The sequence below is a fragment of the Pseudomonas sp. Mb7 genome, assembly GCF_054790525.1.
In genome coordinates this window covers 202,557-223,812 of sequence record NZ_CP186501.1, presented here as the reverse complement: position 1 = coordinate 223,812, position 21,256 = coordinate 202,557, and the positions used below count along the sequence as shown (strand labels likewise).

The 21,256-nt window shown below is 59.4% G+C and carries 27 protein-coding genes; 11 read left to right on the top strand and 16 right to left on the bottom strand.

All coding sequences use genetic code 11. From position 1 onward, the window contains the following. Positions 1-77: 77 nt before the first annotated feature. From hisG to ACOYXH_RS00925, 8 genes are all read right to left on the bottom strand, one after another. Complete coding sequence (hisG, locus tag ACOYXH_RS00960) at positions 78-713, bottom strand: ATP phosphoribosyltransferase (RefSeq protein WP_007912384.1); 636 nt, start codon at positions 711-713, stop codon at positions 78-80. A gap of 124 nt (positions 714-837) precedes the next feature. Further along, positions 838-2,103: a UDP-N-acetylglucosamine 1-carboxyvinyltransferase gene (gene murA / locus ACOYXH_RS00955; RefSeq protein ID WP_007912385.1), complete on the bottom strand. Its 1,266-nt coding sequence runs from the start codon at positions 2,101-2,103 to the stop codon at positions 838-840. A gap of 22 nt (positions 2,104-2,125) precedes the next feature. Beyond that, on the bottom strand, positions 2,126-2,365 hold the full coding sequence (locus ACOYXH_RS00950) for a BolA family protein (RefSeq protein WP_008085051.1): 240 nt from the start codon (positions 2,363-2,365) through the stop codon (positions 2,126-2,128). Positions 2,366-2,480: 115 nt separating this feature from the next. Continuing rightward, positions 2,481-2,786, bottom strand: a complete 306-nt coding sequence (locus ACOYXH_RS00945; RefSeq protein ID WP_034154488.1) for an STAS domain-containing protein — start codon at positions 2,784-2,786, stop codon at positions 2,481-2,483. Further along, positions 2,783-3,430: an MlaC/ttg2D family ABC transporter substrate-binding protein gene (locus tag ACOYXH_RS00940; RefSeq protein WP_258709254.1), complete on the bottom strand. Its 648-nt coding sequence runs from the start codon at positions 3,428-3,430 to the stop codon at positions 2,783-2,785. Before ACOYXH_RS00940 ends, ACOYXH_RS00945 begins: the two co-directional genes overlap by 4 nt. An 11-nt stretch (positions 3,431-3,441) precedes the next feature. Beyond that, entirely contained in the window at positions 3,442-3,909 is a 468-nt protein-coding gene (gene mlaD / locus ACOYXH_RS00935; protein WP_007912400.1) for an outer membrane lipid asymmetry maintenance protein MlaD, read from the bottom strand. Then, on the bottom strand, positions 3,909-4,706 hold the full coding sequence (gene mlaE / locus ACOYXH_RS00930) for a lipid asymmetry maintenance ABC transporter permease subunit MlaE (protein WP_064119368.1): 798 nt from the start codon (positions 4,704-4,706) through the stop codon (positions 3,909-3,911). Before mlaE ends, mlaD begins: the two co-directional genes overlap by 1 nt. After that, on the bottom strand, positions 4,706-5,515 hold the full coding sequence (locus tag ACOYXH_RS00925; RefSeq protein WP_007912403.1) for an ATP-binding cassette domain-containing protein: 810 nt from the start codon (positions 5,513-5,515) through the stop codon (positions 4,706-4,708). The genes mlaE and ACOYXH_RS00925 overlap by 1 nt, the downstream gene beginning before the upstream one ends. A 275-nt stretch (positions 5,516-5,790) precedes the next feature. Here ACOYXH_RS00925 and ACOYXH_RS00920 point away from each other — a divergent pair, with 275 nt between their 5' ends. From ACOYXH_RS00920 to ACOYXH_RS00875, 10 genes are all read left to right on the top strand, one after another. Continuing rightward, positions 5,791-6,765, top strand: coding sequence for a KpsF/GutQ family sugar-phosphate isomerase (locus ACOYXH_RS00920; RefSeq protein ID WP_007912405.1), 975 nt, complete (start codon positions 5,791-5,793; stop codon positions 6,763-6,765). Beyond that, the gene (locus tag ACOYXH_RS00915) at positions 6,765-7,289 is read left to right on the top strand and encodes a KdsC family phosphatase (RefSeq protein ID WP_095049755.1); all 525 of its coding nucleotides are present in this window, start codon (positions 6,765-6,767) and stop codon (positions 7,287-7,289) included. The genes ACOYXH_RS00920 and ACOYXH_RS00915 overlap by 1 nt, the downstream gene beginning before the upstream one ends. 8 nt (positions 7,290-7,297) lie before the next feature. Then, the gene (gene lptC / locus ACOYXH_RS00910; RefSeq protein WP_038357537.1) at positions 7,298-7,870 is read left to right on the top strand and encodes an LPS export ABC transporter periplasmic protein LptC; all 573 of its coding nucleotides are present in this window, start codon (positions 7,298-7,300) and stop codon (positions 7,868-7,870) included. Continuing rightward, positions 7,857-8,402, top strand: a complete 546-nt coding sequence (gene lptA, locus ACOYXH_RS00905) for a lipopolysaccharide transport periplasmic protein LptA (RefSeq protein ID WP_038357536.1) — start codon at positions 7,857-7,859, stop codon at positions 8,400-8,402. The genes lptC and lptA overlap by 14 nt, the downstream gene beginning before the upstream one ends. After that, the gene (lptB, locus tag ACOYXH_RS00900; RefSeq protein ID WP_008085069.1) at positions 8,402-9,127 is read left to right on the top strand and encodes an LPS export ABC transporter ATP-binding protein; all 726 of its coding nucleotides are present in this window, start codon (positions 8,402-8,404) and stop codon (positions 9,125-9,127) included. The genes lptA and lptB overlap by 1 nt, the downstream gene beginning before the upstream one ends. A 187-nt stretch (positions 9,128-9,314) precedes the next feature. Then, the gene (locus ACOYXH_RS00895) at positions 9,315-10,808 is read left to right on the top strand and encodes an RNA polymerase factor sigma-54 (RefSeq protein WP_038357535.1); all 1,494 of its coding nucleotides are present in this window, start codon (positions 9,315-9,317) and stop codon (positions 10,806-10,808) included. 73 nt (positions 10,809-10,881) lie between these two features. Further along, the gene (gene hpf, locus ACOYXH_RS00890; RefSeq protein ID WP_008085073.1) at positions 10,882-11,190 is read left to right on the top strand and encodes a ribosome hibernation-promoting factor, HPF/YfiA family; all 309 of its coding nucleotides are present in this window, start codon (positions 10,882-10,884) and stop codon (positions 11,188-11,190) included. 11 nt (positions 11,191-11,201) lie between these two features. Beyond that, complete coding sequence (ptsN, locus tag ACOYXH_RS00885; protein ID WP_095049754.1) at positions 11,202-11,666, top strand: PTS IIA-like nitrogen regulatory protein PtsN; 465 nt, start codon at positions 11,202-11,204, stop codon at positions 11,664-11,666. Positions 11,667-11,668: 2 nt separating this feature from the next. After that, the gene (gene rapZ, locus ACOYXH_RS00880; protein WP_038357533.1) at positions 11,669-12,526 is read left to right on the top strand and encodes an RNase adapter RapZ; all 858 of its coding nucleotides are present in this window, start codon (positions 11,669-11,671) and stop codon (positions 12,524-12,526) included. 15 nt (positions 12,527-12,541) lie between these two features. Next, on the top strand, positions 12,542-12,817 hold the full coding sequence (locus ACOYXH_RS00875; protein WP_008085079.1) for an HPr family phosphocarrier protein: 276 nt from the start codon (positions 12,542-12,544) through the stop codon (positions 12,815-12,817). 79 nt (positions 12,818-12,896) lie between these two features. Here ACOYXH_RS00875 and ACOYXH_RS00870 read toward each other — a convergent pair whose 3' ends face one another. The 6 genes from ACOYXH_RS00870 to pmbA form a co-directional block, all read right to left on the bottom strand. Further along, positions 12,897-13,790, bottom strand: a complete 894-nt coding sequence (locus ACOYXH_RS00870; protein ID WP_460410190.1) for a ZIP family metal transporter — start codon at positions 13,788-13,790, stop codon at positions 12,897-12,899. Between the two features lie 30 nt (positions 13,791-13,820). Continuing rightward, positions 13,821-14,432: a superoxide dismutase gene (locus ACOYXH_RS00865; protein ID WP_095049752.1), complete on the bottom strand. Its 612-nt coding sequence runs from the start codon at positions 14,430-14,432 to the stop codon at positions 13,821-13,823. Position 14,433: 1 nt separating this feature from the next. Then, on the bottom strand, positions 14,434-14,874 hold the full coding sequence (locus ACOYXH_RS00860) for a hypothetical protein (RefSeq protein ID WP_016984162.1): 441 nt from the start codon (positions 14,872-14,874) through the stop codon (positions 14,434-14,436). 27 nt (positions 14,875-14,901) lie between these two features. After that, entirely contained in the window at positions 14,902-16,278 is a 1,377-nt protein-coding gene (locus tag ACOYXH_RS00855; protein WP_095049751.1) for a class II fumarate hydratase, read from the bottom strand. Continuing rightward, entirely contained in the window at positions 16,259-16,666 is a 408-nt protein-coding gene (locus ACOYXH_RS00850; RefSeq protein ID WP_095049750.1) for a FagA protein, read from the bottom strand. The genes ACOYXH_RS00855 and ACOYXH_RS00850 overlap by 20 nt, the downstream gene beginning before the upstream one ends. 251 nt (positions 16,667-16,917) lie before the next feature. Next, on the bottom strand, positions 16,918-18,264 hold the full coding sequence (gene pmbA / locus ACOYXH_RS00845; RefSeq protein ID WP_093435945.1) for a metalloprotease PmbA: 1,347 nt from the start codon (positions 18,262-18,264) through the stop codon (positions 16,918-16,920). A gap of 108 nt (positions 18,265-18,372) precedes the next feature. On the opposite strand from pmbA, the gene yjgA reads away from it, so the two are divergent. Beyond that, a complete protein-coding gene (yjgA, locus tag ACOYXH_RS00840; protein ID WP_007915377.1) occupies positions 18,373-18,897 on the top strand; it encodes a ribosome biogenesis factor YjgA in 525 nt (174 codons plus the stop codon). Between the two features lie 51 nt (positions 18,898-18,948). On the opposite strand, the gene tldD is transcribed toward yjgA, so the two are convergent. Both tldD and ACOYXH_RS00830 read right to left on the bottom strand, forming a co-directional pair. Further along, positions 18,949-20,391: a metalloprotease TldD gene (gene tldD / locus ACOYXH_RS00835; protein WP_034154473.1), complete on the bottom strand. Its 1,443-nt coding sequence runs from the start codon at positions 20,389-20,391 to the stop codon at positions 18,949-18,951. Positions 20,392-20,395: 4 nt separating this feature from the next. Beyond that, complete coding sequence (locus tag ACOYXH_RS00830; protein WP_095049749.1) at positions 20,396-21,256, bottom strand: carbon-nitrogen hydrolase family protein; 861 nt, start codon at positions 21,254-21,256, stop codon at positions 20,396-20,398.

The following is a 21,256-nucleotide window of genomic DNA, read 5'->3' as shown; positions in this document are numbered from 1 at the left end:
AGTCGTTTCCGCTTGGGCACCTGAGATTCTGGCTATGAGGCGGATAGACGGGCGCGACTTAACGTCGCGCAGGTGAATCAGCCGCGGTGTCGCGATTCCACTGCGTTGCGCAGGGTATCGATCAACGCCTGGATTCGGGCGTGTTGCATTTTCATCGAAGCCTTGTTGACCACCAGGCGCGAGCTGATCGTGGCGATCAGTTCCTGAGGTTCCAGGCCGTTGGCGCGCAGGGTGTTGCCGGTGTCGACCACGTCGATGATCTTGTCGGCCAGACCGATCAGTGGCGCCAGCTCCATTGAGCCGTAGAGCTTGATGATGTCGACCTGACGGCCCTGCTCGGCGTAGTAACGCTTGGCCACATTGACGAATTTGGTCGCCACGCGCAGACGGCCTTTTGGCTCCGGCGCGCCGATCTTGCCGGCGGTCATCAGCTTGCACTGGGCGATCTGCAGATCCAGTGGCTCGTACAGACCCTGGCCGGTGTATTCCATCAACACGTCTTTACCGGCAACGCCAAGGTCGGCCGCGCCATGCTCGACATAGGTCGGCACATCGGTGGCGCGCACGATCAGCAGACGAACGTCGTCCTGGGTCGTGGGAATGATCAGCTTGCGGCTCTTGTCCGGATTCTCGGTCGGCACGATGCCCGCTTCGGCAAGAAGCGGCAGGGTGTCGTCAAGGATGCGGCCCTTGGACAGTGCGATGGTCAACATGGGAAACGTCAGTCCTTATCAAGGTACTCATGTCCGGTCGCAATCGGCGCCGGACATACATCGAGCCGGAAACCGGCTCGACTCTTAAAATCAGTGGACACGTCCCTGTGTCCCAATGCAGCAATCAGCCCGGAACGCGACGGATCTTGGCGCCCAGCATCTGCAGTTTTTCTTCGATGCACTCGTAACCACGGTCTATGTGGTAGATGCGGTCGATCAAAGTATCGCCTTCGGCAACCAGTGCCGAGATTACTAGGCTGGCCGAAGCACGCAGGTCGGTCGCCATCACTGGCGCGCCTTTCAGAACTTCAGTACCGGTGACGATGGCGGTATTGCCTTCGACCTGGATCTTGGCACCCATGCGGTGCAGTTCGTACACGTGCATGAAACGGTTTTCGAAGATCGTCTCGATCACGGCACCGGTGCCTTCGGCAATGGCATTGAGCGAGATGAACTGCGCTTGCATGTCAGTCGGGAACGCCGGGTACGGCGCGGTGCGCACGTTGACGGCTTTCGGACGCTTGCCGTGCATGTTCAGCTCGATCCAGTCTTCACCGCAGGTGATTTCTGCGCCGGCTTCACGGAGTTTTTCCAGAACGGCTTCGAGGATGGTCGGATCGGTGTCCTTGACCTTGACGCGACCGCCGGTCACGGCAGCGGCGACCAGGTAAGTGCCGGTTTCGATACGGTCAGGCATGACCTTATAGAAAGCCGAACCCAGACGCTCGACGCCATCAATGGTGATGGTGTCAGTACCAGCGCCGGACACCTTGGCGCCCATGGCGTTGAGGAAGTTCGCCAGGTCAACCACTTCTGGTTCACGGGCGGCGTTCTGCAACACGCTGCGGCCCTTGGCCAGAGCAGCGGCCATCATGATGTTCTCGGTACCGGTCACACTGACGGTATCGAAGAAGAAGTGTGCACCGCGCAGGCCACCTTCAGGCGCCTTGGCCTTGATGTAGCCGCCTTCGACGTCGATCACCGCGCCCATGGCTTCGAGGCCACGGATGTGCAGGTCGACCGGACGCGAACCGATGGCGCAACCGCCAGGCAGTGCGACTTCGGCTTCACCGAAACGAGCAACCATCGGGCCCAGTACCAGGATCGACGCACGCATGGTTTTCACCAGTTCGTACGGGGCGATCAGGGTCTTGATGGTGCGCGGGTCGATTTCGACGCTGAGTTTTTCGTCGATCACCGGCTCGATGCCCATGCGACCGAACAGCTCGATCATGGTGGTGATGTCGTGCAGGTGCGGCAGGTTGCCAACGGTCACCGGGCCATCGCACAGCAGGGTGGCGGCCAGGATCGGCAGGGCGGAGTTTTTTGCGCCGGAAATGCGGATCTCGCCATCGAGACGAGCGCCACCGGTAATAATCAATTTATCCATAAGAATCTCGACGCCCTTAGGCTCAGGTGCGCTCGGCCCAGGCCGCGCTGCTGAAAAATTTCATAGTGACCGCATGGATGCTGCCATCGGTGATCCATGGGTTCAAATGGGCATAGACCTGCTGCTGACGCTTCACCGGGCTCAACGCCGCCAGTTCATCGCTAATCACGTTCAGCTGGAAATTGCAGCCTTCGCCCTCAACTTCTACCAACGTTCCGGGCAGCTTTCCTTCAAGGAAGCTCTTCACTTCTACGGCCTGCATGCTCAACCTCAATCGGCGCCCTGTGCGCACGGGTCGGACATCATACAAAAAAGCCCCGCGCCTGCGAACCCCGCATGGCAGGACTCTGACGGGGGGCTTCTTTATAGATGTGGGTTCAGGGGTGCGCCAACAGTTCGGTCAGTTCACTGACCTGAGCAATTTCGCGCATATCTTCGGGCATCGCACGGATGCTGACAGCCTTGCCGGCCGCATTCGCATCGCGCATGAAGCACAGCAGCAACGATAAACCGACGCTGCTGGACTTCTTCACCGCCGAGCAATCGATCACCAGCGAAGAGGCCTTGCTGGACTTGATCAGCGCCTGGCCTTGCTTGCGCAGGTCAGCGCCGGTGCGATAGTCAAGCACTCCGCTAAGCAGAAGCTCGTCGACATCACTCATACGAACTGCGGCCTCATTCATTGCGCGGGGTTCTTTTCGGTGGCTTCTTTGGCCTTGGCCACTTCCCCGGCCCAACCATTGATGGTCTTGTCCAGATCGTTGCCATTGCGCTGCATCGCGTCGGCGAACTGATCGCGGAACAGTTTGCCGATGTTGATGCCGTTGATGATCACGTTGCGCAGTTTCCACTCGCCGTTGATCTTCTCCAGCGTGTACTGCACAGGATAGATTGCGCCGCTGCTGCCCTTGACGGTCATGTTTACGCTGGTGCGATCGCCCGATTCGTCCTTGGCAGGGTCAACGGTGATGCCCTGGTTGTTGTACTCAAGCAAAGCGTTGCCGTAGAACTGGAACAGGCCTTTCTTGAAGTTTTCCTGGAAGGTCTGCATCTGCGCAGGCGTGGCCTTGCGCGAGTACTTGACCGTCATGATGCTCTTGGAAATGCCTTCGGCATCCACCACTGGCCCGACGATGTCGTTGAGCGCCGTGTAGAAATCCGTCGGGTCCTGCTTGTATTTCTCTTTGTTGGCAGCCAGGTCGGCCAGCAACCGGGTGGTGGTGTCCTGCACCAGATCATGTGCCGAAGTCGCAGCAGCCACGGCGTTACCCATCAACGGCAAGGCCGCCAACAGCACCAACAGGCTGCGTCGCAAGATAGAGATCATTCAAAAGCTCCTCATTTGGCGTCTTTGCTAACGGTATTGAGCAGGAATTTACCGATAAGGTCTTCCAGTACCAGTGACGACTGCGTGTCATGGATGGTTCCACCATCCTTTAACGGTTTGTCTTCCCCGCCGACGCTGATACCGATGTACTTCTCGCCCAGCAGACCAGCGGTCAGGATAGACGCTGTGGAGTCGGTCGGAAGATTGTCGACCTTTTTATCCACTTGCAGAGTGACCCGACCGGTGAAGCTGTCGCGATCCAGATCGATCGCCGTGACCTTGCCGATAGTTACACCGGCCATGGTCACTTTGGCTCTGACCGTCAAACCGGCAATATTGTCAAAGTAGGCATAAAGTTTATAGGTGTCGGTGGTCGACGTCGGAGACAGACCACTGACCCGCAAAGCAAGCAGCAACAAAGCCAGGATCCCTGCCAGCAGGAACAGGCCGACACCGATTTCCAGGGTGCGGTTTTGCATCAGAAATCTCCAAACATCAAAGCGGTCAGAATAAAGTCCAGGCCGAGCACTGCCAGCGAGGCAAACACCACGGTCTTGGTGGTAGCACGACTGATACCCTCGGAAGTGGGCTCACAGTCATAGCCTTGGAATACGGCAATCCAGGTCACTACAAAGGCGAAAACAATACTTTTGATCACGCCATTGAGCACATCACTGGTGAAATTCACGCTGTTCTGCATGTTCGCCCAATAAGAGCCTTCATACACACCCAGCCAGTCGACGGCCACCCACGAGCCGCCCCAGATGCCTACCACGCTGAAAATCATCGCCAGCACCGGCAGGGAAATGAAGCCGGCCCACAGGCGCGGGGCAATGATGTACTTGAGCGGATCGACACCGATCATTTCCAGGCTGGACAGCTGTTCGGTGGACTTCATGTTGCCGATCTCGGCGGTCAGTGCCGAACCGGCACGACCGGCAAACAACAGCGCAGTCACCACCGGCCCCAGCTCACGCAGCAAGGTCAGCGCAACCATCTGCCCCACGGCCTGCTCCGAACCGTAGCTCGACAGAATGCTGAAGCCCTGCAGCGCCAGCACCATGCCGATGAAAATACCCGAAACGACGATGATCACCAGCGACATCACGCCGACCGAGTGCAACTGTTTGACCAACAGACCAAAACCGCCGCTGATACCACCACGCCCCAGCAAGGCATGAAACAGGAACAGCGTCGCACGACCGAACACCGCGACGGCGTCGATCGCAGACTCGCCGAACCGGCGTACGCGTTCTATTAATGAAATTCTGCGCATCAGCGCTTCCCCAGAAGATCTGCGCGGTAATCCGTCGCTGGAAAATGGTACGGCACCGGGCCATCGGGATCGCCGGTCATGAACTGACGGATACGCGGCTCGTCCGAGTTCATCAACTCGTCCGGCGTACCCTGCCCCAGCACCTGACCATCACCGACGACATAGATGTAGTCGGCAATGCTCGCGGTTTCGGCCAGATCGTGGGACACCACGATACTGGTGATCCCCAGCGCGTCGTTGAGCAGGCGAATCAGACGGACCAGCACGCCCATGGCGATCGGGTCCTGCCCGACGAACGGTTCGTCGTACATGAGGATCTGCGGATCGAGCGCAATCGCTCGCGCCAGTGCGACGCGGCGCTTCATGCCACCGGACAGTTCATCCGGCATCAACTCGATGGCACCGCGCAGACCGACCGCCTGCAATTTGAGCAGGACGATGTCGCGGATCATTTCTTCCGGCAAATCGGTATGAACACGCAGGGGGAAAGCCACGTTCTCGAAAACATCGAGATCGGTGAACAGCGCGCCGCTTTGAAACAGCACACCCATGTGCTTTCGCGCATCGAACAGATCACTGCGCGAAAGCGCAGGCAGATTCTGGCCGTTGACCCAGACTTCGCCGCTGGCAGGGCGCAGTTGTGCCCCCATCAATCGCAGCAGCGTGGTCTTGCCACACCCGGAAGGTCCCATGATGCCGGTGACCTTGCCGCGCGGTATGCGAATATCGACGTTATTGAAAATGCTGCGCGCACCGCGCTTGAAGGAGACTCCCTTCAGCTCGACCGCGTAGGCGTTATCGGCACTCATCTAAACTCCTTGCGATGCAGCCTCTCACTCGGACGCCTGTCTTTACTTAAAAAGTACGTACATCCCGGGCAGGCCGAACTGGCGGCGAACTATATCACTGCAAAGGCTACGCGCCCAAGGCTTGTACCAGCCTGCGTTCGGCGATATGACAGGTGCGCAGGCTCTTTTCCCGGGTTTTGGTAACGAGTAATGACAAAGCACGACGAACTTGCGTGAGGCTTTGCAACATAACCGCTATAATCGCCGCCTTTTCATCGGGCTATACGATTTCTGACATGAGCCAATCCAGCGACCTGATTCAATCGGCACAACGCACCATCCAACTCGAAGTGGAAGCCGTACAAGGCTTGTTGCCCCATATCGACGCCGATTTCGTACGCGCTTGCGAGATGATTCTGGCCAGTAAAGGCCGTGTAGTCGTGGTCGGCATGGGCAAGTCCGGGCACATCGGCAACAAGATTGCCGCCACCCTGGCCAGCACCGGCACCCCAGCCTTTTTTGTCCACCCGGCCGAAGCCAGTCATGGCGACATGGGCATGATCACTCGTGACGATGTGATTCTGGCCCTGTCGAACTCCGGCTCGACCAATGAAATCGTAACCCTGCTGCCGTTGATCAAACGTCTGGGCATCCAGTTGATCAGCGTCACCGGCAACCCGCAATCGCCGCTGGCCAAGGCTGCCGAGGTCAATCTCAATGTTCATGTCGAGCATGAAGCCTGCCCGCTGAACCTGGCACCGACCTCGTCGACGACCGCAGCACTGGTCATGGGCGATGCACTGGCCGTGGCACTGCTGGAAGCACGCGGCTTCACCGCCGAAGATTTCGCTTTCTCGCACCCGGGTGGCGCCCTCGGCCGTCGCCTGCTGCTGAAAGTGGAAAACGTCATGCACGCCGGACAAGAGTTGCCGCAAGTCCAACGCGGCACGCTGCTCAAAGACGCATTGATGGAAATGACTCGTAAAGGTCTGGGCATGACCGTCATCCTTGAAACCGACGGCAAACTCGCCGGGATCTTCACCGACGGCGACTTGCGCCGCACGCTGGATCGCAGCATCGACATCCGCAGCGCCACCATCGACCAGGTAATGACGGCCCACGGCAAGACTGCCCGCCCGGAAATGCTGGCCGCCGAAGCCCTGAAAATCATGGAAGATCACCGAATCAACGCATTGGTAGTCGTAGACGAGGAAGATCGCCCGGTCGGCGCCTTCAACCTCTCCGATCTGCTGCGCGCAGGAGTCATGTAATGAGCAACGATCTGCTGCAACGCGGCAAAGCGATCAAACTGGCGGTTTTCGACGTCGACGGCGTCCTCACCGACGGTCGCCTGTACTTCCTTGAAGACGGCAGCGAGTTCAAGACCTTCAACACCCTCGACGGTCAAGGCATCAAAATGCTGATGAACGCCGGCGTGCAGACCGCTATCATCAGCGGCCGCAAGACACCCGTCGTTGAACGTCGAGCGAAAAACCTGGGGATTCCCCACCTGTTTCAGGGCCGTGAAGACAAACTGGTCGTGCTCGACGGCCTGCTTGCGCAACTGGGCCTAAGCTATGAAGAAGTCGCCTACCTCGGTGACGATCTGCCCGACCTTCCGGTGATTCGCCGTGTTGGTCTGGGCATGGCCGTAGCCAACGCCGCCGATTTCGTCCGCGAACACGCCCATGGCGTAACCCGGGCCCGTGGTGGCGAAGGCGCCGCCCGCGAATTCTGCGAATTGATCCTGCGCGCCCAGGGCCGCCTCGATGCGGCCAACGCCGCGTACCTGTGAGCCAAACCATGTTCAGCAAAAAATTTCGTAACTTCCTGCTGTTTGGCTGCATCGCTGCGATTTTCGCAGCGGTCGGCTATTGGAATATCAGCCCGGAACGCTTTCTCGACAAACCACCGGTCACCTCGGTTGAAACGCCTATCGACTGGTATGCAACCAACACGCATACCCTGCAATACCTGCCGGATGGCAAGGTGCAGTATGAAATGACGTCCGAAAAAGCCGAGCACGTTAAGGCAACCGACGTCACGCTCGTGACCAAACCCGACCTGAACATGTATCGCGGAACAGAATTCCCGTGGCACGTGACCAGTGAGCGCGGTGAAGTGAACTCAGGCGGCACCGAAGTCGAACTGATCGATTCGGTACGCGTTGCGCGCACCGATGAAAAGAAGCGTGACATCCTGATCACTTCCACTCGCATGACCGTGTTCCCGCAGCAGGAATATGCGCAGACCGAGCAACCCGTTAGAATCGACGGCGCTGGCGGTGTATCGACTGGCGTTGGAATGAAAGCGTACCTGAAGGAAAGCAGGATACACCTGCTATCGAACGTAAGAGGACAGTATGAGGCTCGTTAAAACCCTCCCTATTTTGCTCAGTCTGGGCGCAGCACTGGGAAGCGTGAGCGCCTGGGCTCTGCCGAACGATCAGCAGCAACCTATCCGCATTCAGGCCGACGACGCCCAACTGGACGACAAGAACGGCATCGCCACCTATAAAGGTGATGTGATCATCACCCAAGGTTCGATGATCGTTAAAGGCAACACCGTCACCATGACTCGCGCCCCGAATGGAGATATCGACGTAGTGACCTCCGTGGGCAACCTGGCTTATTTCGAGCAGCTGCAAACCCAGGGCGACACCAAACCGGTTCAAGGCTACGGCGTGACGATTCAATACCACGCCCAGCAAAACCGCGTCGTGCTGATCGATAAGGCCAAGGTCGTCGACAAAGACGGCAACGTCACTCAGGGCGAGAAAATCGTCTACGACACCGTGAAGAAACTGGCCAGCGCTGGTCGTGCTACCGGCAGCAAGGTCACCGAGGCGCGTCCGCGCATCGACATGGTGATCCAGCCGAAGAAGAAAACCGACGAGAAAACCCAGTAATGGCAACTCTGAAAGCTCAGCACCTGGCCAAGGCCTATAAAAGCCGCCAGGTCGTGCGTGACGTCAGCCTGTCGATCGACAGCGGCCAGATCGTCGGCCTGCTCGGCCCGAACGGCGCCGGCAAGACCACGTGTTTCTACATGATCGTCGGCCTGGTACAGGCCGATCAGGGTCGCGTGCTGATCGACGATCTGGACGTCAGCCACCAGCCGATGCACGGTCGCGCCAAGGCCGGTATTGGCTATCTGCCGCAAGAGGCGTCGATCTTCCGCAAACTGTCGGTGGCCGACAACATCATGGCCATCCTCGAGACCCGTCAGGAGCTCGACAAGGCCGGCCGTCGCAAGGAGCTGGAAAGCCTGCTGCAGGAATTCCACATCAGCCACATCCGCGACAACCTTGGCATGAGCCTGTCCGGTGGTGAACGTCGCCGGGTGGAAATCGCTCGTGCATTGGCAACGGCACCGAAATTCATCCTGCTCGACGAACCGTTCGCCGGTGTCGATCCGATCTCGGTCGGCGATATCAAGCAGATCATCCACCACCTCAAGGCCAAGGGCATCGGTGTATTGATCACCGACCACAACGTCCGTGAGACGCTGGACATCTGCGAAACCGCTTACATCGTCAACGATGGTCAACTGATCGCCGAAGGCGATGCAGAAACCATCCTGGCCAACGATCTGGTCAAGGAAGTGTATCTGGGCCACGAGTTCCGCTTGTAAGCGTAACAGTGCCCGGTGCGCCGCCCGGGCGCTGTATCGATTCAAGCAGGAATTAATACGCTTTAATTGTTACAGCGCTCTAGGCAAACACTTCAGTTTCAGGCATATAATTTGCTTAAGTTTGGCGCCCCGGCGCCCTGTAGTGGATGGCGCATAGCGCCGGCGAATAAGGTGTTAAGCCCCTGCCATGAAACCATCGCTAGTCTTGAGAATGGGCCAGCAGCTGACGATGACACCGCAGCTGCAACAGGCCATCCGCCTGCTCCAATTGTCGACCCTGGATCTGCAACAGGAAATCCAGGAGGCTCTGGAATCCAATCCGATGCTCGAACGCCAGGAAGAAGGCGACGACTTCGACAATTCCGATCCCATGGCCGACAACGCCGAACAGAAGCCCAACACCGAGATCCAGGAACCCTCGTATCAGGAAACCGCGCCCACGGTGGACAACCTGGAGGAAGGTGACTGGAGCGAGCGTATCCCCAACGAACTTCCGGTCGACACCGCCTGGGAAGACGTCTACCAGACCAGCGCCAGCAGCCTGCCCAGCAGCGATGACGACGAATGGGACTTCACCACCCGCACGTCCGCCGGCGAGAGCCTGCAAAGCCACCTGCTGTGGCAACTGAACCTGGCACCGATGTCCGACACCGATCGCCTGATCGCCGTGACCCTGATCGATTGCATCAACAATCAGGGCTACCTGGACGAAACCCTCGAGGAAATCCTCGAGGCGTTCGATCCGGAACTCGACATCGAACTCGATGAAATCGAAGCCGTCCTGCACCGCATCCAGCAATTCGAACCGGCCGGTATCGGCGCGCGCAACCTTGGCGAATGCCTGCTGCTGCAATTGCGTCAGCTACCCGCCAAGACGCCGTGGCTGGCGGAAGCGAAACGTCTGGTCAGCGATTACATCGACCTGCTCGGCAGTCGCGACTACAGCCAGTTGATGCGCCGCATGAAGCTCAAGGAAGACGAGCTGCGCCAGGTCATCGAACTGGTGCAAAGCCTCAATCCGCGCCCTGGCTCGCAAATCGAATCCACTGAAGCCGAATACGTTGTCCCTGACGTCATCGTGCGCAAGGACAACGAGCGCTGGCTGGTCGAGCTGAATCAGGAATCGGTACCGCGCCTGCGCGTCAACGCCCAGTACGCCGGTTTCGTCCGTCGCGCCGACACCAGCGCCGACAACACCTTCATGCGCAATCAGTTGCAGGAAGCCCGCTGGTTCATCAAGAGCCTGCAGAGCCGCAACGAAACCCTGATGAAAGTAGCTACCCAGATCGTCGAGCATCAACGCGGTTTTCTGGAGTACGGCGACGAAGCCATGAAGCCGTTGGTTCTGCACGACATCGCTGAAGCGGTCGGCATGCACGAATCGACCATTTCCCGGGTGACCACACAGAAATTCATGCATACCCCGCGCGGTATTTATGAACTGAAATACTTTTTCTCAAGCCACGTCAGCACCTCCGAAGGCGGCGAATGCTCGTCCACGGCGATCCGCGCGATCATCAAAAAACTGGTTGCCGCGGAAAATCAGAAAAAGCCGTTGAGTGACAGCAAGATCGCTGGTTTACTGGAGGCACAAGGCATTCAGGTGGCTCGCCGCACCGTCGCCAAGTACCGCGAATCCCTCGGGATCGCGCCTTCGAGCGAACGCAAGCGGTTGATGTAAGCCACGTTACAGCGTTCCAGTGGCAGGCTATCCGGCCTGCCGCTTTATGCACTGGCAACGAAGGAGAAGCTGTATGCAAGTCAACATCAGTGGACACCAACTGGAAGTGACCCAACCTCTGCGTTCCTACATCGAGGAAAAACTCCAACGACTGGAGCGCCATTTCGACAAGATCACCAACGTGCAAGTCACGATGTGCGTCGAAAAGCTGAAGCAGAAAATCGAAGCCACCTTGCATATACCCGGCAGCGAAGTGGTCGCCAACGCGGAACATACCGATATGTACGCGGCGATCGACGCCTTGACCGACAAGCTGGATAAACAACTCAAAAAGCATAAGGAAAAGACCCAGAGCCTGCTCCAGGGCGCTACCGGTCGATAACCCCCCACCCCATGATCCGACTTGAAAGTATCCTGACCCCCGGCCGTTCCCTCGTGAACGTGCCGGGCGGCAGTAAAAAGAAAGCCCTCGAACAAATTGCCAACCTGATCGCCCGCGAAGTGGCGGATCTGGAGATGCAAGATGTCTTCGAGGCGTTGATTGCCCGTGAAAAACTCGGTTCCACCGGTTTTGGTAACGGCATCGCCATTCCCCATTGCCGCCTCAAGGGTTGCACTGCACCGATCAGTGCGCTGATGCACCTTGATGCTCCGATTGATTTCGACGCCATTGACGGCGCACCGGTTGACCTGCTGTTTGTTTTGCTGGTCCCGGAGGCTGCCACCGATGCGCACCTGGAGCTGCTGCGCCAGATCGCGAGCATGCTCGATCGCAAGGAAGTGCGTGAAAAACTGCGCAGCGCTCCAAGCAATGAAGCCTTGTATCAGGTTGTCCTGGACGAGCAGAACGGGCACTAATCATGCGCTTGATCATCGTCAGCGGCCGTTCCGGCTCGGGTAAAAGTACGGCTCTGGATGTCCTTGAGGACAACGGCTATTACTGCATCGACAACCTGCCCGCAGGTTTGCTGCCGGAACTGGCCGAACGCGCGCTGATTCACACGGAACTGGCGCAGCCGCTGGTAGCCGTGTCCATCGATGCGCGCAACCTGCCGAGCCACCTGACACGCTTTCCCGAACTGCTTGAAGATGTCCGGGCCAAACACATCCAATGCGACGTCCTGTATCTGGACGCCGACGAAGAAACCCTGCTCAAGCGTTTCTCCGAAACCCGCCGTCGTCACCCGCTGAGCAACGCCAACCGCTCACTGGCCGAGGCGATCCAGGATGAAACCGCCCTGCTCGGCCCGATTGCCGACCTCGCCGACCTGAAGATCAACACCACCAATCTGAACCTGTACCAGTTGCGCGACTCCATCAAGCTGCGTCTGCTGAACCAACCGGAGCCGGGGACCGCATTTCTGGTCGAGTCCTTTGGCTTCAAGCGCGGCATGCCGGTAGACGCGGATCTGGTATTCGATGTGCGCTGCCTGCCCAATCCATACTGGAAGCCGGAACTGCGCGCGCAATCGGGTCTCGATGCGCCGGTGGCTGAATACCTGGCGGCACAGCCGGAGGTCGAAGAAATGTTTCAGGACATCTTCACCTACCTGCACAAGTGGCTGCCGCGCTTCGCCGCGAGCAACCGCGCTTACGTCACCATTGCCATTGGCTGCACCGGCGGGCATCACCGCTCCGTCTACCTGACCGAACGTCTGGGTCAGGCCCTGCAGAAAACCCTGAAGAACGTCCAGGTTCGCCACCGCGACCTCACTTAAAGGATTCACACCGCGATGCCTGCTCTGGAAATCGAAATCATCAACAAGCTGGGCCTGCATGCCCGCGCATCGGCCAAGTTTGTTGGAGTGGCCGGGCAGTATCCGGATTGCACGATCAGAGTGGGTCGTACACCAGAGACCACGGTTGATGGCAAAAGCATCATGGCGATGATGATGCTGGCGGCTGGCAAGGGCACCAAGATCTATCTGAGTACCGAAGGGCATCAGGAACAGGAAGCGCTGGATGCGCTGGTGGCGTTGATCAACAACTACTTCGACGAAGGCGGCTGACAGCCAAAATCAAAAAGTCGCAGCCCATGTCGCACCAATCCCCTCGTAGGAGCTGCCGCAGGCTGCGATCTTTTGATCTTCAACCCAACGCCGTATCCATCACCATCATCAGACAAAACCCGATCAACAGACCAAGACTGGCCAGTTTGTCATGACCATTGCGTCGCGACTCGGGAATCACTTCGTGCGTCACCACCAGCAACATCGCCCCCGCAGCCAATCCCAGACCTAACGGCAACAACACCTGCGCCAGACTGACCAGCCAGGCACACAACAGCGCAAACACCGGTTCGACCAGACCTGACGCCGCGCCGATCAGAAACGCCCTGACCCGCGACATCCCCGCCCCGGCCAACACCAGCGCAATCACCAGACCTTCCGGGACATCCTGCAAAGCGATACCCATGGCCAGGCTGTCCGCATCCGGCATGCCGCCGCCAGCAGAAACGCCAACGGCCATGCCCTCAGGGATGTTATGGGCAATGATGGCGAACACGAACAGCCAGATCCGTGGCGGAATCACCGGATGCTCGACGGTGCCGACGAGCATTTCCGGGGACGCGCCGGAAACCTTGCGATCGACCAGATACAGCCCGAACGCACCCAGCATGATGCCTAAGCAGATCAGGCCGCTGGCGCCCCACGGTGTCAGTCCGAGGTTTTCGGCGGCAGCAATGCCCGGCACGATCAGCGAAAACGCCGTCGCCGCGAGCATCACCCCGGCACCAAAACCCAGCAACGTATCACTGAGTGTCTGCGGCATCCGCCGAATCACCAGCACTGGCACAGCTCCGAGCGCCGTGCCGAGGGCGCAGATCGCGCCGCCCTGCAACGCCCGCAACAGCCTCGGTTCCAGATTCAGCCATTCCAGTCCGTGGGCGACCAGCAAAGTCATGCCCGCCAACAGCAACAGCGATCCTACTGCGTAACGAAACATACGCCCACTTCCGATCGCCAGTGTTTCAGTGCCCATAGTCAGCCTTGGATTGTTTTTATAGAAGACTTAAACCAGCGCAGCCTGATAACGCGCAGCGACTTCAGGCCAATTGATCACGTTGTAAAAAGCGTTGATGTATTCCGGCCGACGGTTCTGATACCGCAGGTAGTAGGCGTGCTCCCAGACATCGAGTCCGAGAATCGGCGTATTGCCATTCATCAACGGACTGTCCTGGTTGCCGCTGCTTTCCACCACCAGTTTTTTCTCCGGGGTCACGCTCAGCCAGGCCCAGCCGCTACCGAAGCGGGTCAGCGCGGCTTTGGTGAAGGCTTCCTTGAAACTGTCGAGGCCGCCCAATTGCTCATCGATGGCCTTGGCCAGCGCACCGTCGGGTTTGCCGCCACCGTTGGGTACCATGACCTCCCAGAACAATGAGTGGTTGGCGTGACCGCCGCCCTGATTGATCACCGCCGCACGCAGTTTTTCCGGCAATTGCTGAACACTGGCGACGAGTTTTTCCACCGGCCACTCGGCGTATTCAGTGCCTTCAACGGCGGCGTTGAGGTTGTTGATGTAGGTCTGGTGATGCTTGGTGTAGTGGATCTCCATAGTCTGCGCATCGATGTGCGGTTCGAGCGCGTCGTAGGCGTAAGGCAAAGCAGGCAAGGTAAAAGCCATTTCAATGGACTCCATGGTGATGGGGGGCAGGCGCGCGGCGCGCATTGCCGGTATCCGGATGCAGCAGGCGTTGGGTGCGCGGGTATTCACCGTGCTCGCTGATGAAATTCAACAGCTCGACGTAAGTCTTGCTGCTCTGGCGCAGCGCTGCTTCACGCAAGGCCAGGCGCTGACGTTCGTCCTGCATGGTCTGCAACAAGCGTTGATGGATGGCGCAGAGGTATTCGGCGCTCTCCTCCGGCTGATTCAGGCGCAAGTGCAGATCGGCCAGGTTGTGGTGGGAGATGACGCAAGCCGCCACCGCCTCGTCGGCATCCGCCCAGCGTTCGAACAACACTTGCGCCAGGGCCAGGGCTTGCAGGTAAGCCTCACGGGCGTCGATCAGTTCGCCGAGCATGAAGCAGCGATTGGCCCGTTCGATCGTGCGTTTCCAGTGCTCCATGGTGAGCCTCCAAAGCGGTTGCGGGGTTTACACGCCGCCGGCGGTGAGTTTCTCTGGGTTGAGCAACTCTTCCAGTTGGCTGCGCGACAGGTCGGTGTGTTCCAGGGCGACGTCGATCACCGCACGGCCTTCCTTGTAGGCCTGCTTGGCGATTTCGGCGGCTTTCTGGTAACCGATGATCGGGTTGAGCGCGGTCACCAGAATCGGGTTGCGCGACAACGCTTCTTTAAGGCGCGACTCGTTCACCTTGAAGCTGGCGATGGCTTTGTCGCCGAGCAAGCGGCTGGAATTGGCCAGCAGCTCGATGCTGCTCAGTAGGTTCTGCGCGATGATCGGCAGCATCACATTCAGTTCGAAATTGCCCGACTGACCGGCGATGGTAATCACCGAGTCGTTGCCGATCACTTGCGCGGCGACCATGGCGGTGGCTTCCGGGATCACCGGATTGACCTTGCCCGGCATGATCGACGAACCCGGTTGCAGGGCTTCCAGTTCGATTTCGCCGAGGCCGGCGAGCGGGCCGGAGTTCATCCAGCGCAGGTCGTTGGCGATTTTCATCAGCGACACCGCAGTGGCCTTGAGCTGGCCGGAGACGGCGACGGCGGTGTCCTGCGAGCCGATCAGCGCGAACAGATCCTTGCCCGGGGTGAATTCCACGTCGGTCAATTGACTCAACTGGCGGCTGAAACGTGCGGCGAACTCAGGATGCGCGTTGATCCCGGTGCCGACCGCCGTGCCGCCCTGCGCTAGGGATTGCAGGCTTGGCAGCAAATCCTGCAGATGACTGATGTTGGCCTTGAGCTGCTGCGCCCAACCGTTCAGTACCTGGCTCATGCGCACCGGCATCGCGTCCATCAAATGCGTGCGACCGGTTTTGACGTGGTGATGCACTTGCGCAGCTTTTTGCTCGATCACTTGCACCAGGTGCAGCAGCGCCGGCAGCAGTTGTTCGTGCAGGGCCAGCGCAGCACTGACGTGGATGGTGGTCGGGATGATGTCGTTGCTGCTTTGCCCGCAGTTGACGTGATCGTTGGCGTTGACCGGCTCGCCGAGCAGACGGCTGGCCAGGGTGGCGATCACTTCGTTGGCGTTCATGTTGGAACTGGTGCCGGAACCGGTCTGGAAGATGTCCACCGGGAAATGCTGCATGAAGTCGCCTTCGAGCAGACCTTGCGCGGCGTCGCTGATGGCTTTGCCCTGGGCGGCGCTGATCTGGTTGAGTTCAACGTTGGCGCGGGCGGCGGCGGCTTTGGCGAGGATCAGCGCGCGGATGAATTGCGTCGGCATCGGTTTGCCGCTAATCGGGAAGTTATCCACCGCGCGCTGGGTTTGCGCGCCGTAGAGAGCGTCCACCGGCACCTGCAGTTCGCCCATGCTGTCGCGCTCAATACGTGTCTTGGTCATCTGAAAATCCTTGCACCAGTTCAATAAGAGGAATCGAGGGCAGCAGTTCGCAGGTGGCGAGCTGCCAGGTGTAGCGTTGCCAACGTTGGAGCCGGCATTTGCACAGGGACAGGCGCTCCATTTCACGCAGCGGACGCCAAGCTTGATCGAGACAGAAGCTGCGCCAGTGCCACGGCAAGGCGATATCGGTGGCCGTGTCGAGCAGCAGACGGAAGGAAGTTTCAGCGATGGTCCAGGGAGAAGTCGCCGTACAACAGGCCAGATACCGGCCCTCGGCCAGATAGTGTTCGATCAGGCGCGGTTCGTCGGGATCCATCGCGCAACGGATCTGGCGACTCATCCAGCGCCAGCTTTCGAGGTACGGCTGCTCGTGCAAGGCAGAACTCATGATCCGGGGCTCATCCGATAATGAGATTTATTATTAGATGATAATGAAAACCAAAACAAGAGCGCCGAGCGATGCAGATTTCAGGGTGGGAGCGAGCCTGCTCGCGAAGGCGTCCTGTCAGTCACCACTGCGGTCGGCCGTGAAATCGCTTTCGCGAGCAGGCTCGCTCCCACATTGGTTTTATATGGAGCCAATAAAAAAGGCGCGCCACCCGATGAGGTGGCGCGCCTTTTGTGTGTGACGGCCGGGGTTTAGCTGCCCGCGACGGTCATCCGCTCGATCAACACCGAACCGGTGCGAATGTTGCTGCGCAGCTCCAGATCATTACCGACCGCGACGATCTGCTTGAACATGTCGCGCATATTGCCGGCGATGGTCACTTCCTGCACGGCGAACTGAATTTCACCGTTCTCGACCCAGAAACCCGCCGCCCCGCGCGAATAGTCGCCGGTGACCATGTTCAAGCCATGGCCCATCAATTCAGTGACCAGCAAGCCACGGCCCATGCGCTTCAACAGTGCAGCCTGGTCTTCATCGCCATGGGTGACGAACAGGTTGTGTACGCCGCCTGCGTTGGCCGTGCTCGGCATACCGAGTTTACGTCCGGAGTACGTGCCGAGGATGTACGACACCAACTCGCCCTTTTCGACGAACGGTTTGGCATACGTCGCCAGACCATCACCGTCGTAGGAAGCACTGCCCATCGCGCGCATCAGGTGCGGACGCTCATCGATGGTCAGCCATTCCGGGAACAGCTTCTGCCCCAGAGTGCCTTCAAGGAAGGACGACTTGCGATACAGGCTGCCGCCGGACACCGCCGAGAGGAAACTGCCAAACAGACCACCCGCCAGTTCTGCGGAAAACAGCACCGGCACTTCGCAAGTCGGCACCGGACGCGCGCCCAGACGGCTCGCCGCCCGTTGCGCAGCACGCTGGCCGATGCTTACCGGATCCGCGAGCAAAGTGCCCTGACGGTTTACGTCATACCAGTAATCGCGCTGCATCTGGCCATCGGCCTCGGCAATCATCACGCAACTCAGGCTGTGCCGCGTCGATGCGTAGCCACCAATGAATCCGTGGCTGTTGCCGTACACGCGGCAGCCCTGATGAGTGCTGAGCGTGGTGCCGTCGGCGTTCTTGATCCGCGCATCGGCGTCGAATGCCGCCGCTTCACAGAGCAAGGCCTTCTCGATGGCCTGCTCCGGGGTGATATCCCACTCGTGGAACAGGTCAAAATCGTGTTGTTCCTTGGCCATCAACGCCGCATCAGCCAGGCCCGAGGCTTCGTCTTCGGAAGTGTGTTTGGCGATTGCCAGTGCGGCAGCGACGGTTTCGCGAATCGCGTCAGGCCCGGTGGCGGACGTGCTGGCCGAGCCCTTGCGCTGGCCCACATACAACGTGATGCCAAAACCCTGATCGCGGTTGAATTCGACCGTTTCGACTTCGCGCTGACGCACCGACGTCGACAGTCCCTGCTCCAGCGACACCGCGACTTCACAGGCACTGGCGCCCTGACGCTTGGCTTCGGCGATGATCTGCTCGACTTGTTCCTGCAGTGCCGGCAATGCCTGCGGGCCGACGCTTTGAACTGCACTCATGCTCATCTCCACTCAAATTCTGCTTTCGGCTGGGGTCATCGAGCGACCGGGCCGGACAAGCGGCCCCCGACTGGTTATCATGGCGGCGTTTCTTTGCGGACTGCCACCATGGTTGATTCTTACGACGACTCCCTCGATACGGGAGAAAAAAGCAAATCTCAGGTCAAACGCGAGCTGCATGCTCTGGTTGACCTCGGCGAGCGCCTGACAACACTCAAGCCAGACTTGATCGCAAAACTGCCGCTGACCGACGCTATGCGCCGGGCTTTGGCCGATGCGCCCAAGCACACCGCGAACATCGCGCGTAAACGGCACCTGCAGTTCATCGGCAAACTGATGCGCGATCAGGACACTGACGCGATTCTGACCTTGCTCGATCAACTTGATGCCTCCACTCGCCAGTACAACGAGCGTTTCCACAATCTCGAACGCTGGCGTGATCGCCTGATCGCGGGCGACGATGCCGTGCTGGAAAAATTCGTCGTCGAGTATCCGGACGCCGATCGCCAGCAACTGCGTTCCCTGATCCGTCAGGCTCAGCATGAGGTTGCGCAAAACAAACCTCCTGCTTCCAGCCGCAAGATCTTCAAGTACATCCGTGAGCTGGACGAAACTCAACGCGGTCTGCGTTGATATTCGCCACCGGGTGGCCGCCCTGCGCGCCACCCGAAGCTCCACCTATTCTTATGCGCCCGTGCCACCCACGGTGATCGCATCGATTTTCAACGTCGGCTGACCGACGCCTACCGGCACCGATTGCCCATCCTTGCCGCACGTGCCTACGCCGCTGTCCAGCGCCAGATCGTTACCGACCATCGACACCCGGCTCATCGCCTCGGGGCCGTTGCCGATCAACGTCGCGCCTTTGACCGGCGCAGTGATCTTGCCGTCTTCGATCAGATACGCCTCACTGGTGGAGAACACGAACTTGCCGCTGGTGATGTCGACCTGACCACCGCCGAGGTTGGCGCAGTAAATGCCCTTCTTCACCGAAGCAATGATTTCCGCCGGATCGCTTTCGCCGCCGAGCATGTAGGTGTTGGTCATTCGCGGCATCGGCAGATGCGCATAGGACTCCCGGCGCCCGTTGCCGGTGCGAGCCACGCCCATCAGGCGCGCGTTGAGTTTGTCCTGCATGTAGCCTTTGAGTACGCCATTTTCGATCAGCGTGGTGCACTCGGTCGGCGTGCCCTCGTCGTCAACGCTCAGCGAACCGCGACGGCCGCTCAAGGTGCCGTCATCGACGATGGTGCAGAGTTTCGACGCAACCATTTCACCCATGCGACCGCTGTACGCCGAGCTGCCCTTGCGGTTGAAATCGCCTTCCAGACCGTGGCCGACCGCTTCGTGCAACAGCACGCCAGACCAGCCCGAACCCAACACCACCGGCAACGTACCGGCCGGCGCCGGAATCGCTTCCAGATTCACCAGCGCCTGGCGCAACGCTTCACGGGCATAGCCCATGGCGCGGTCTTCGGCAAGGAAATAACGGTAATCGGTACGCCCGCCGCCGCCATGCCCGCCACGCTCGCGACGGCCATTCTGCTCAACGATCACGCTGACATTGAATCGCACCAGCGGCCGTACATCCGCCGCCAGCCCGCCGTCGGTGGAGGCCACCAGAATCCGCTCCCAGACCCCTGCCATGCTCACACTGACCTGCTGGATACGCGGGTCGAGCGCGCGGGTGGCGACATCGATGCGCTTGAGCAGCTCGACTTTCTCGGCGCGGCTCAACACTTCCAGCGGGTTATCCGGCGCGTATAACTGTGCAACATCTTGAGTGGTAAACGCCTGGACTGTGCCGTTCTGCCCGGCCCGGGAGATCGACCGCGCCGCGCGGGCGGCTGCGCCGAGGGCTTCGAGGGTGATCGCGTTGCTGTAGGCGAAACCGGTTTTCTCACCGGACTGCGCGCGTACGCCGACACCCTGATCAAGGTTGAAGCTGCCTTCCTTGACGATGCCGTCTTCCAGCGCCCAGGACTCGGAAATCTGCCCTTGGAAATACAGATCCGCCGCATCGATGCCGGGGCCGGCCAGATCGCCGAGCACGCCTTGCAGACTCTCGATCGTCACGCCGCCGGGCGCCAACAGGTGATCACTGACTGAGGACAACAACTCGCTCATAGGTTTACGCCTTAAATTCGTGTTCTGAGGCAGGCCGCTGTGCGCCCTGCGAGAAAAACCGCCGATGACGCGTCACCGGCATTCGCGCCCTGATGGACGCTTGTTCATTGCTATCGCGCTCGGCCAACAACACCGCTTCGCCTTGATCCTGACTCGCCAGCACACGGCCCCACGGATCGATAATCGCCGCATGGCCGAAGGTTTCTCGCGGTCCCGGATGGGTTCCGCCTTGTGCTGCGGCAAGCACATAACACTGTGTCTCGATGGCGCGTGCGCGAATCAGCACATCCCAATGCGCTGCGCCGGTCACCGCAGTAAAAGCTGACGGTGCGGTAATCAACTCTGCACCGGCGGCACGTAATTCGCTGTACAGCTCGGGAAAGCGCAAGTCATAACACACGGTCAGACCGACTCGCCCCACGGGCGTATCGGCAACGACAACGCCACTGCCATAAGCATAGTCATCGGATTCGCGATAACGGCCGCGATTGTCCGCCACATCGACATCGAACAGATGCAACTTGTCATAGCGTGCAACGACTTCGCCCTGTTCATCGACCAGCAGCGAGCAGGCATTGGCTTTGGCCGTCGGCTGATCCACTGGAGGCAAGGGCAAAGTACCGGCCACTATCCATAACTTGAGGTCGCGGGCGGTCTGTTTCAACCACGGCAGGATCGGTCCTTCGCCCAATGCTTCGGCACGGCCGATGTCAGCGACGTCGCGACGGCCCATGGCGGCGAAGTTTTCCGGCAGCACCGCCAGCTTCGCGCCACCGGCCGCTGCCTGTTCGAGCAGGCGCCGGGCCTGAGCCAGATTGGCCAGCACGTCGCTCTGGCTGACCATTTGAATCACCGCTAAAGACAT

Coding starts and splice junctions, on each gene's coding strand:
- hisG (WP_007912384.1), bottom strand. CDS start 713: ATGTTGACCATCGCACTGTCCAAGGGCCGCATCCTTGACGACACCCTG.
- murA (WP_007912385.1), bottom strand. CDS start 2,103: ATGGATAAATTGATTATTACCGGTGGCGCTCGTCTCGATGGCGAGATC.
- ACOYXH_RS00950 (WP_008085051.1), bottom strand. CDS start 2,365: ATGCAGGCCGTAGAAGTGAAGAGCTTCCTTGAAGGAAAGCTGCCCGGA.
- ACOYXH_RS00945 (WP_034154488.1), bottom strand. CDS start 2,786: ATGAATGAGGCCGCAGTTCGTATGAGTGATGTCGACGAGCTTCTGCTT.
- ACOYXH_RS00940 (WP_258709254.1), bottom strand. CDS start 3,430: ATGATCTCTATCTTGCGACGCAGCCTGTTGGTGCTGTTGGCGGCCTTG.
- mlaD (WP_007912400.1), bottom strand. CDS start 3,909: ATGCAAAACCGCACCCTGGAAATCGGTGTCGGCCTGTTCCTGCTGGCA.
- mlaE (WP_064119368.1), bottom strand. CDS start 4,706: ATGCGCAGAATTTCATTAATAGAACGCGTACGCCGGTTCGGCGAGTCT.
- ACOYXH_RS00925 (WP_007912403.1), bottom strand. CDS start 5,515: ATGAGTGCCGATAACGCCTACGCGGTCGAGCTGAAGGGAGTCTCCTTC.
- ACOYXH_RS00920 (WP_007912405.1), top strand. CDS start 5,791: ATGAGCCAATCCAGCGACCTGATTCAATCGGCACAACGCACCATCCAA.
- ACOYXH_RS00915 (WP_095049755.1), top strand. CDS start 6,765: ATGAGCAACGATCTGCTGCAACGCGGCAAAGCGATCAAACTGGCGGTT.
- lptC (WP_038357537.1), top strand. CDS start 7,298: ATGTTCAGCAAAAAATTTCGTAACTTCCTGCTGTTTGGCTGCATCGCT.
- lptA (WP_038357536.1), top strand. CDS start 7,857: ATGAGGCTCGTTAAAACCCTCCCTATTTTGCTCAGTCTGGGCGCAGCA.
- lptB (WP_008085069.1), top strand. CDS start 8,402: ATGGCAACTCTGAAAGCTCAGCACCTGGCCAAGGCCTATAAAAGCCGC.
- ACOYXH_RS00895 (WP_038357535.1), top strand. CDS start 9,315: ATGAAACCATCGCTAGTCTTGAGAATGGGCCAGCAGCTGACGATGACA.
- hpf (WP_008085073.1), top strand. CDS start 10,882: ATGCAAGTCAACATCAGTGGACACCAACTGGAAGTGACCCAACCTCTG.
- ptsN (WP_095049754.1), top strand. CDS start 11,202: ATGATCCGACTTGAAAGTATCCTGACCCCCGGCCGTTCCCTCGTGAAC.
- rapZ (WP_038357533.1), top strand. CDS start 11,669: ATGCGCTTGATCATCGTCAGCGGCCGTTCCGGCTCGGGTAAAAGTACG.
- ACOYXH_RS00875 (WP_008085079.1), top strand. CDS start 12,542: ATGCCTGCTCTGGAAATCGAAATCATCAACAAGCTGGGCCTGCATGCC.
- ACOYXH_RS00870 (WP_460410190.1), bottom strand. CDS start 13,790: ATGGGCACTGAAACACTGGCGATCGGAAGTGGGCGTATGTTTCGTTAC.
- ACOYXH_RS00865 (WP_095049752.1), bottom strand. CDS start 14,432: ATGGCTTTTACCTTGCCTGCTTTGCCTTACGCCTACGACGCGCTCGAA.
- ACOYXH_RS00860 (WP_016984162.1), bottom strand. CDS start 14,874: ATGGAGCACTGGAAACGCACGATCGAACGGGCCAATCGCTGCTTCATG.
- ACOYXH_RS00855 (WP_095049751.1), bottom strand. CDS start 16,278: ATGACCAAGACACGTATTGAGCGCGACAGCATGGGCGAACTGCAGGTG.
- ACOYXH_RS00850 (WP_095049750.1), bottom strand. CDS start 16,666: ATGAGTTCTGCCTTGCACGAGCAGCCGTACCTCGAAAGCTGGCGCTGG.
- pmbA (WP_093435945.1), bottom strand. CDS start 18,264: ATGAGTGCAGTTCAAAGCGTCGGCCCGCAGGCATTGCCGGCACTGCAG.
- yjgA (WP_007915377.1), top strand. CDS start 18,373: ATGGTTGATTCTTACGACGACTCCCTCGATACGGGAGAAAAAAGCAAA.
- tldD (WP_034154473.1), bottom strand. CDS start 20,391: ATGAGCGAGTTGTTGTCCTCAGTCAGTGATCACCTGTTGGCGCCCGGC.
- ACOYXH_RS00830 (WP_095049749.1), bottom strand. CDS start 21,256: ATGTCTTTAGCGGTGATTCAAATGGTCAGCCAGAGCGACGTGCTGGCC.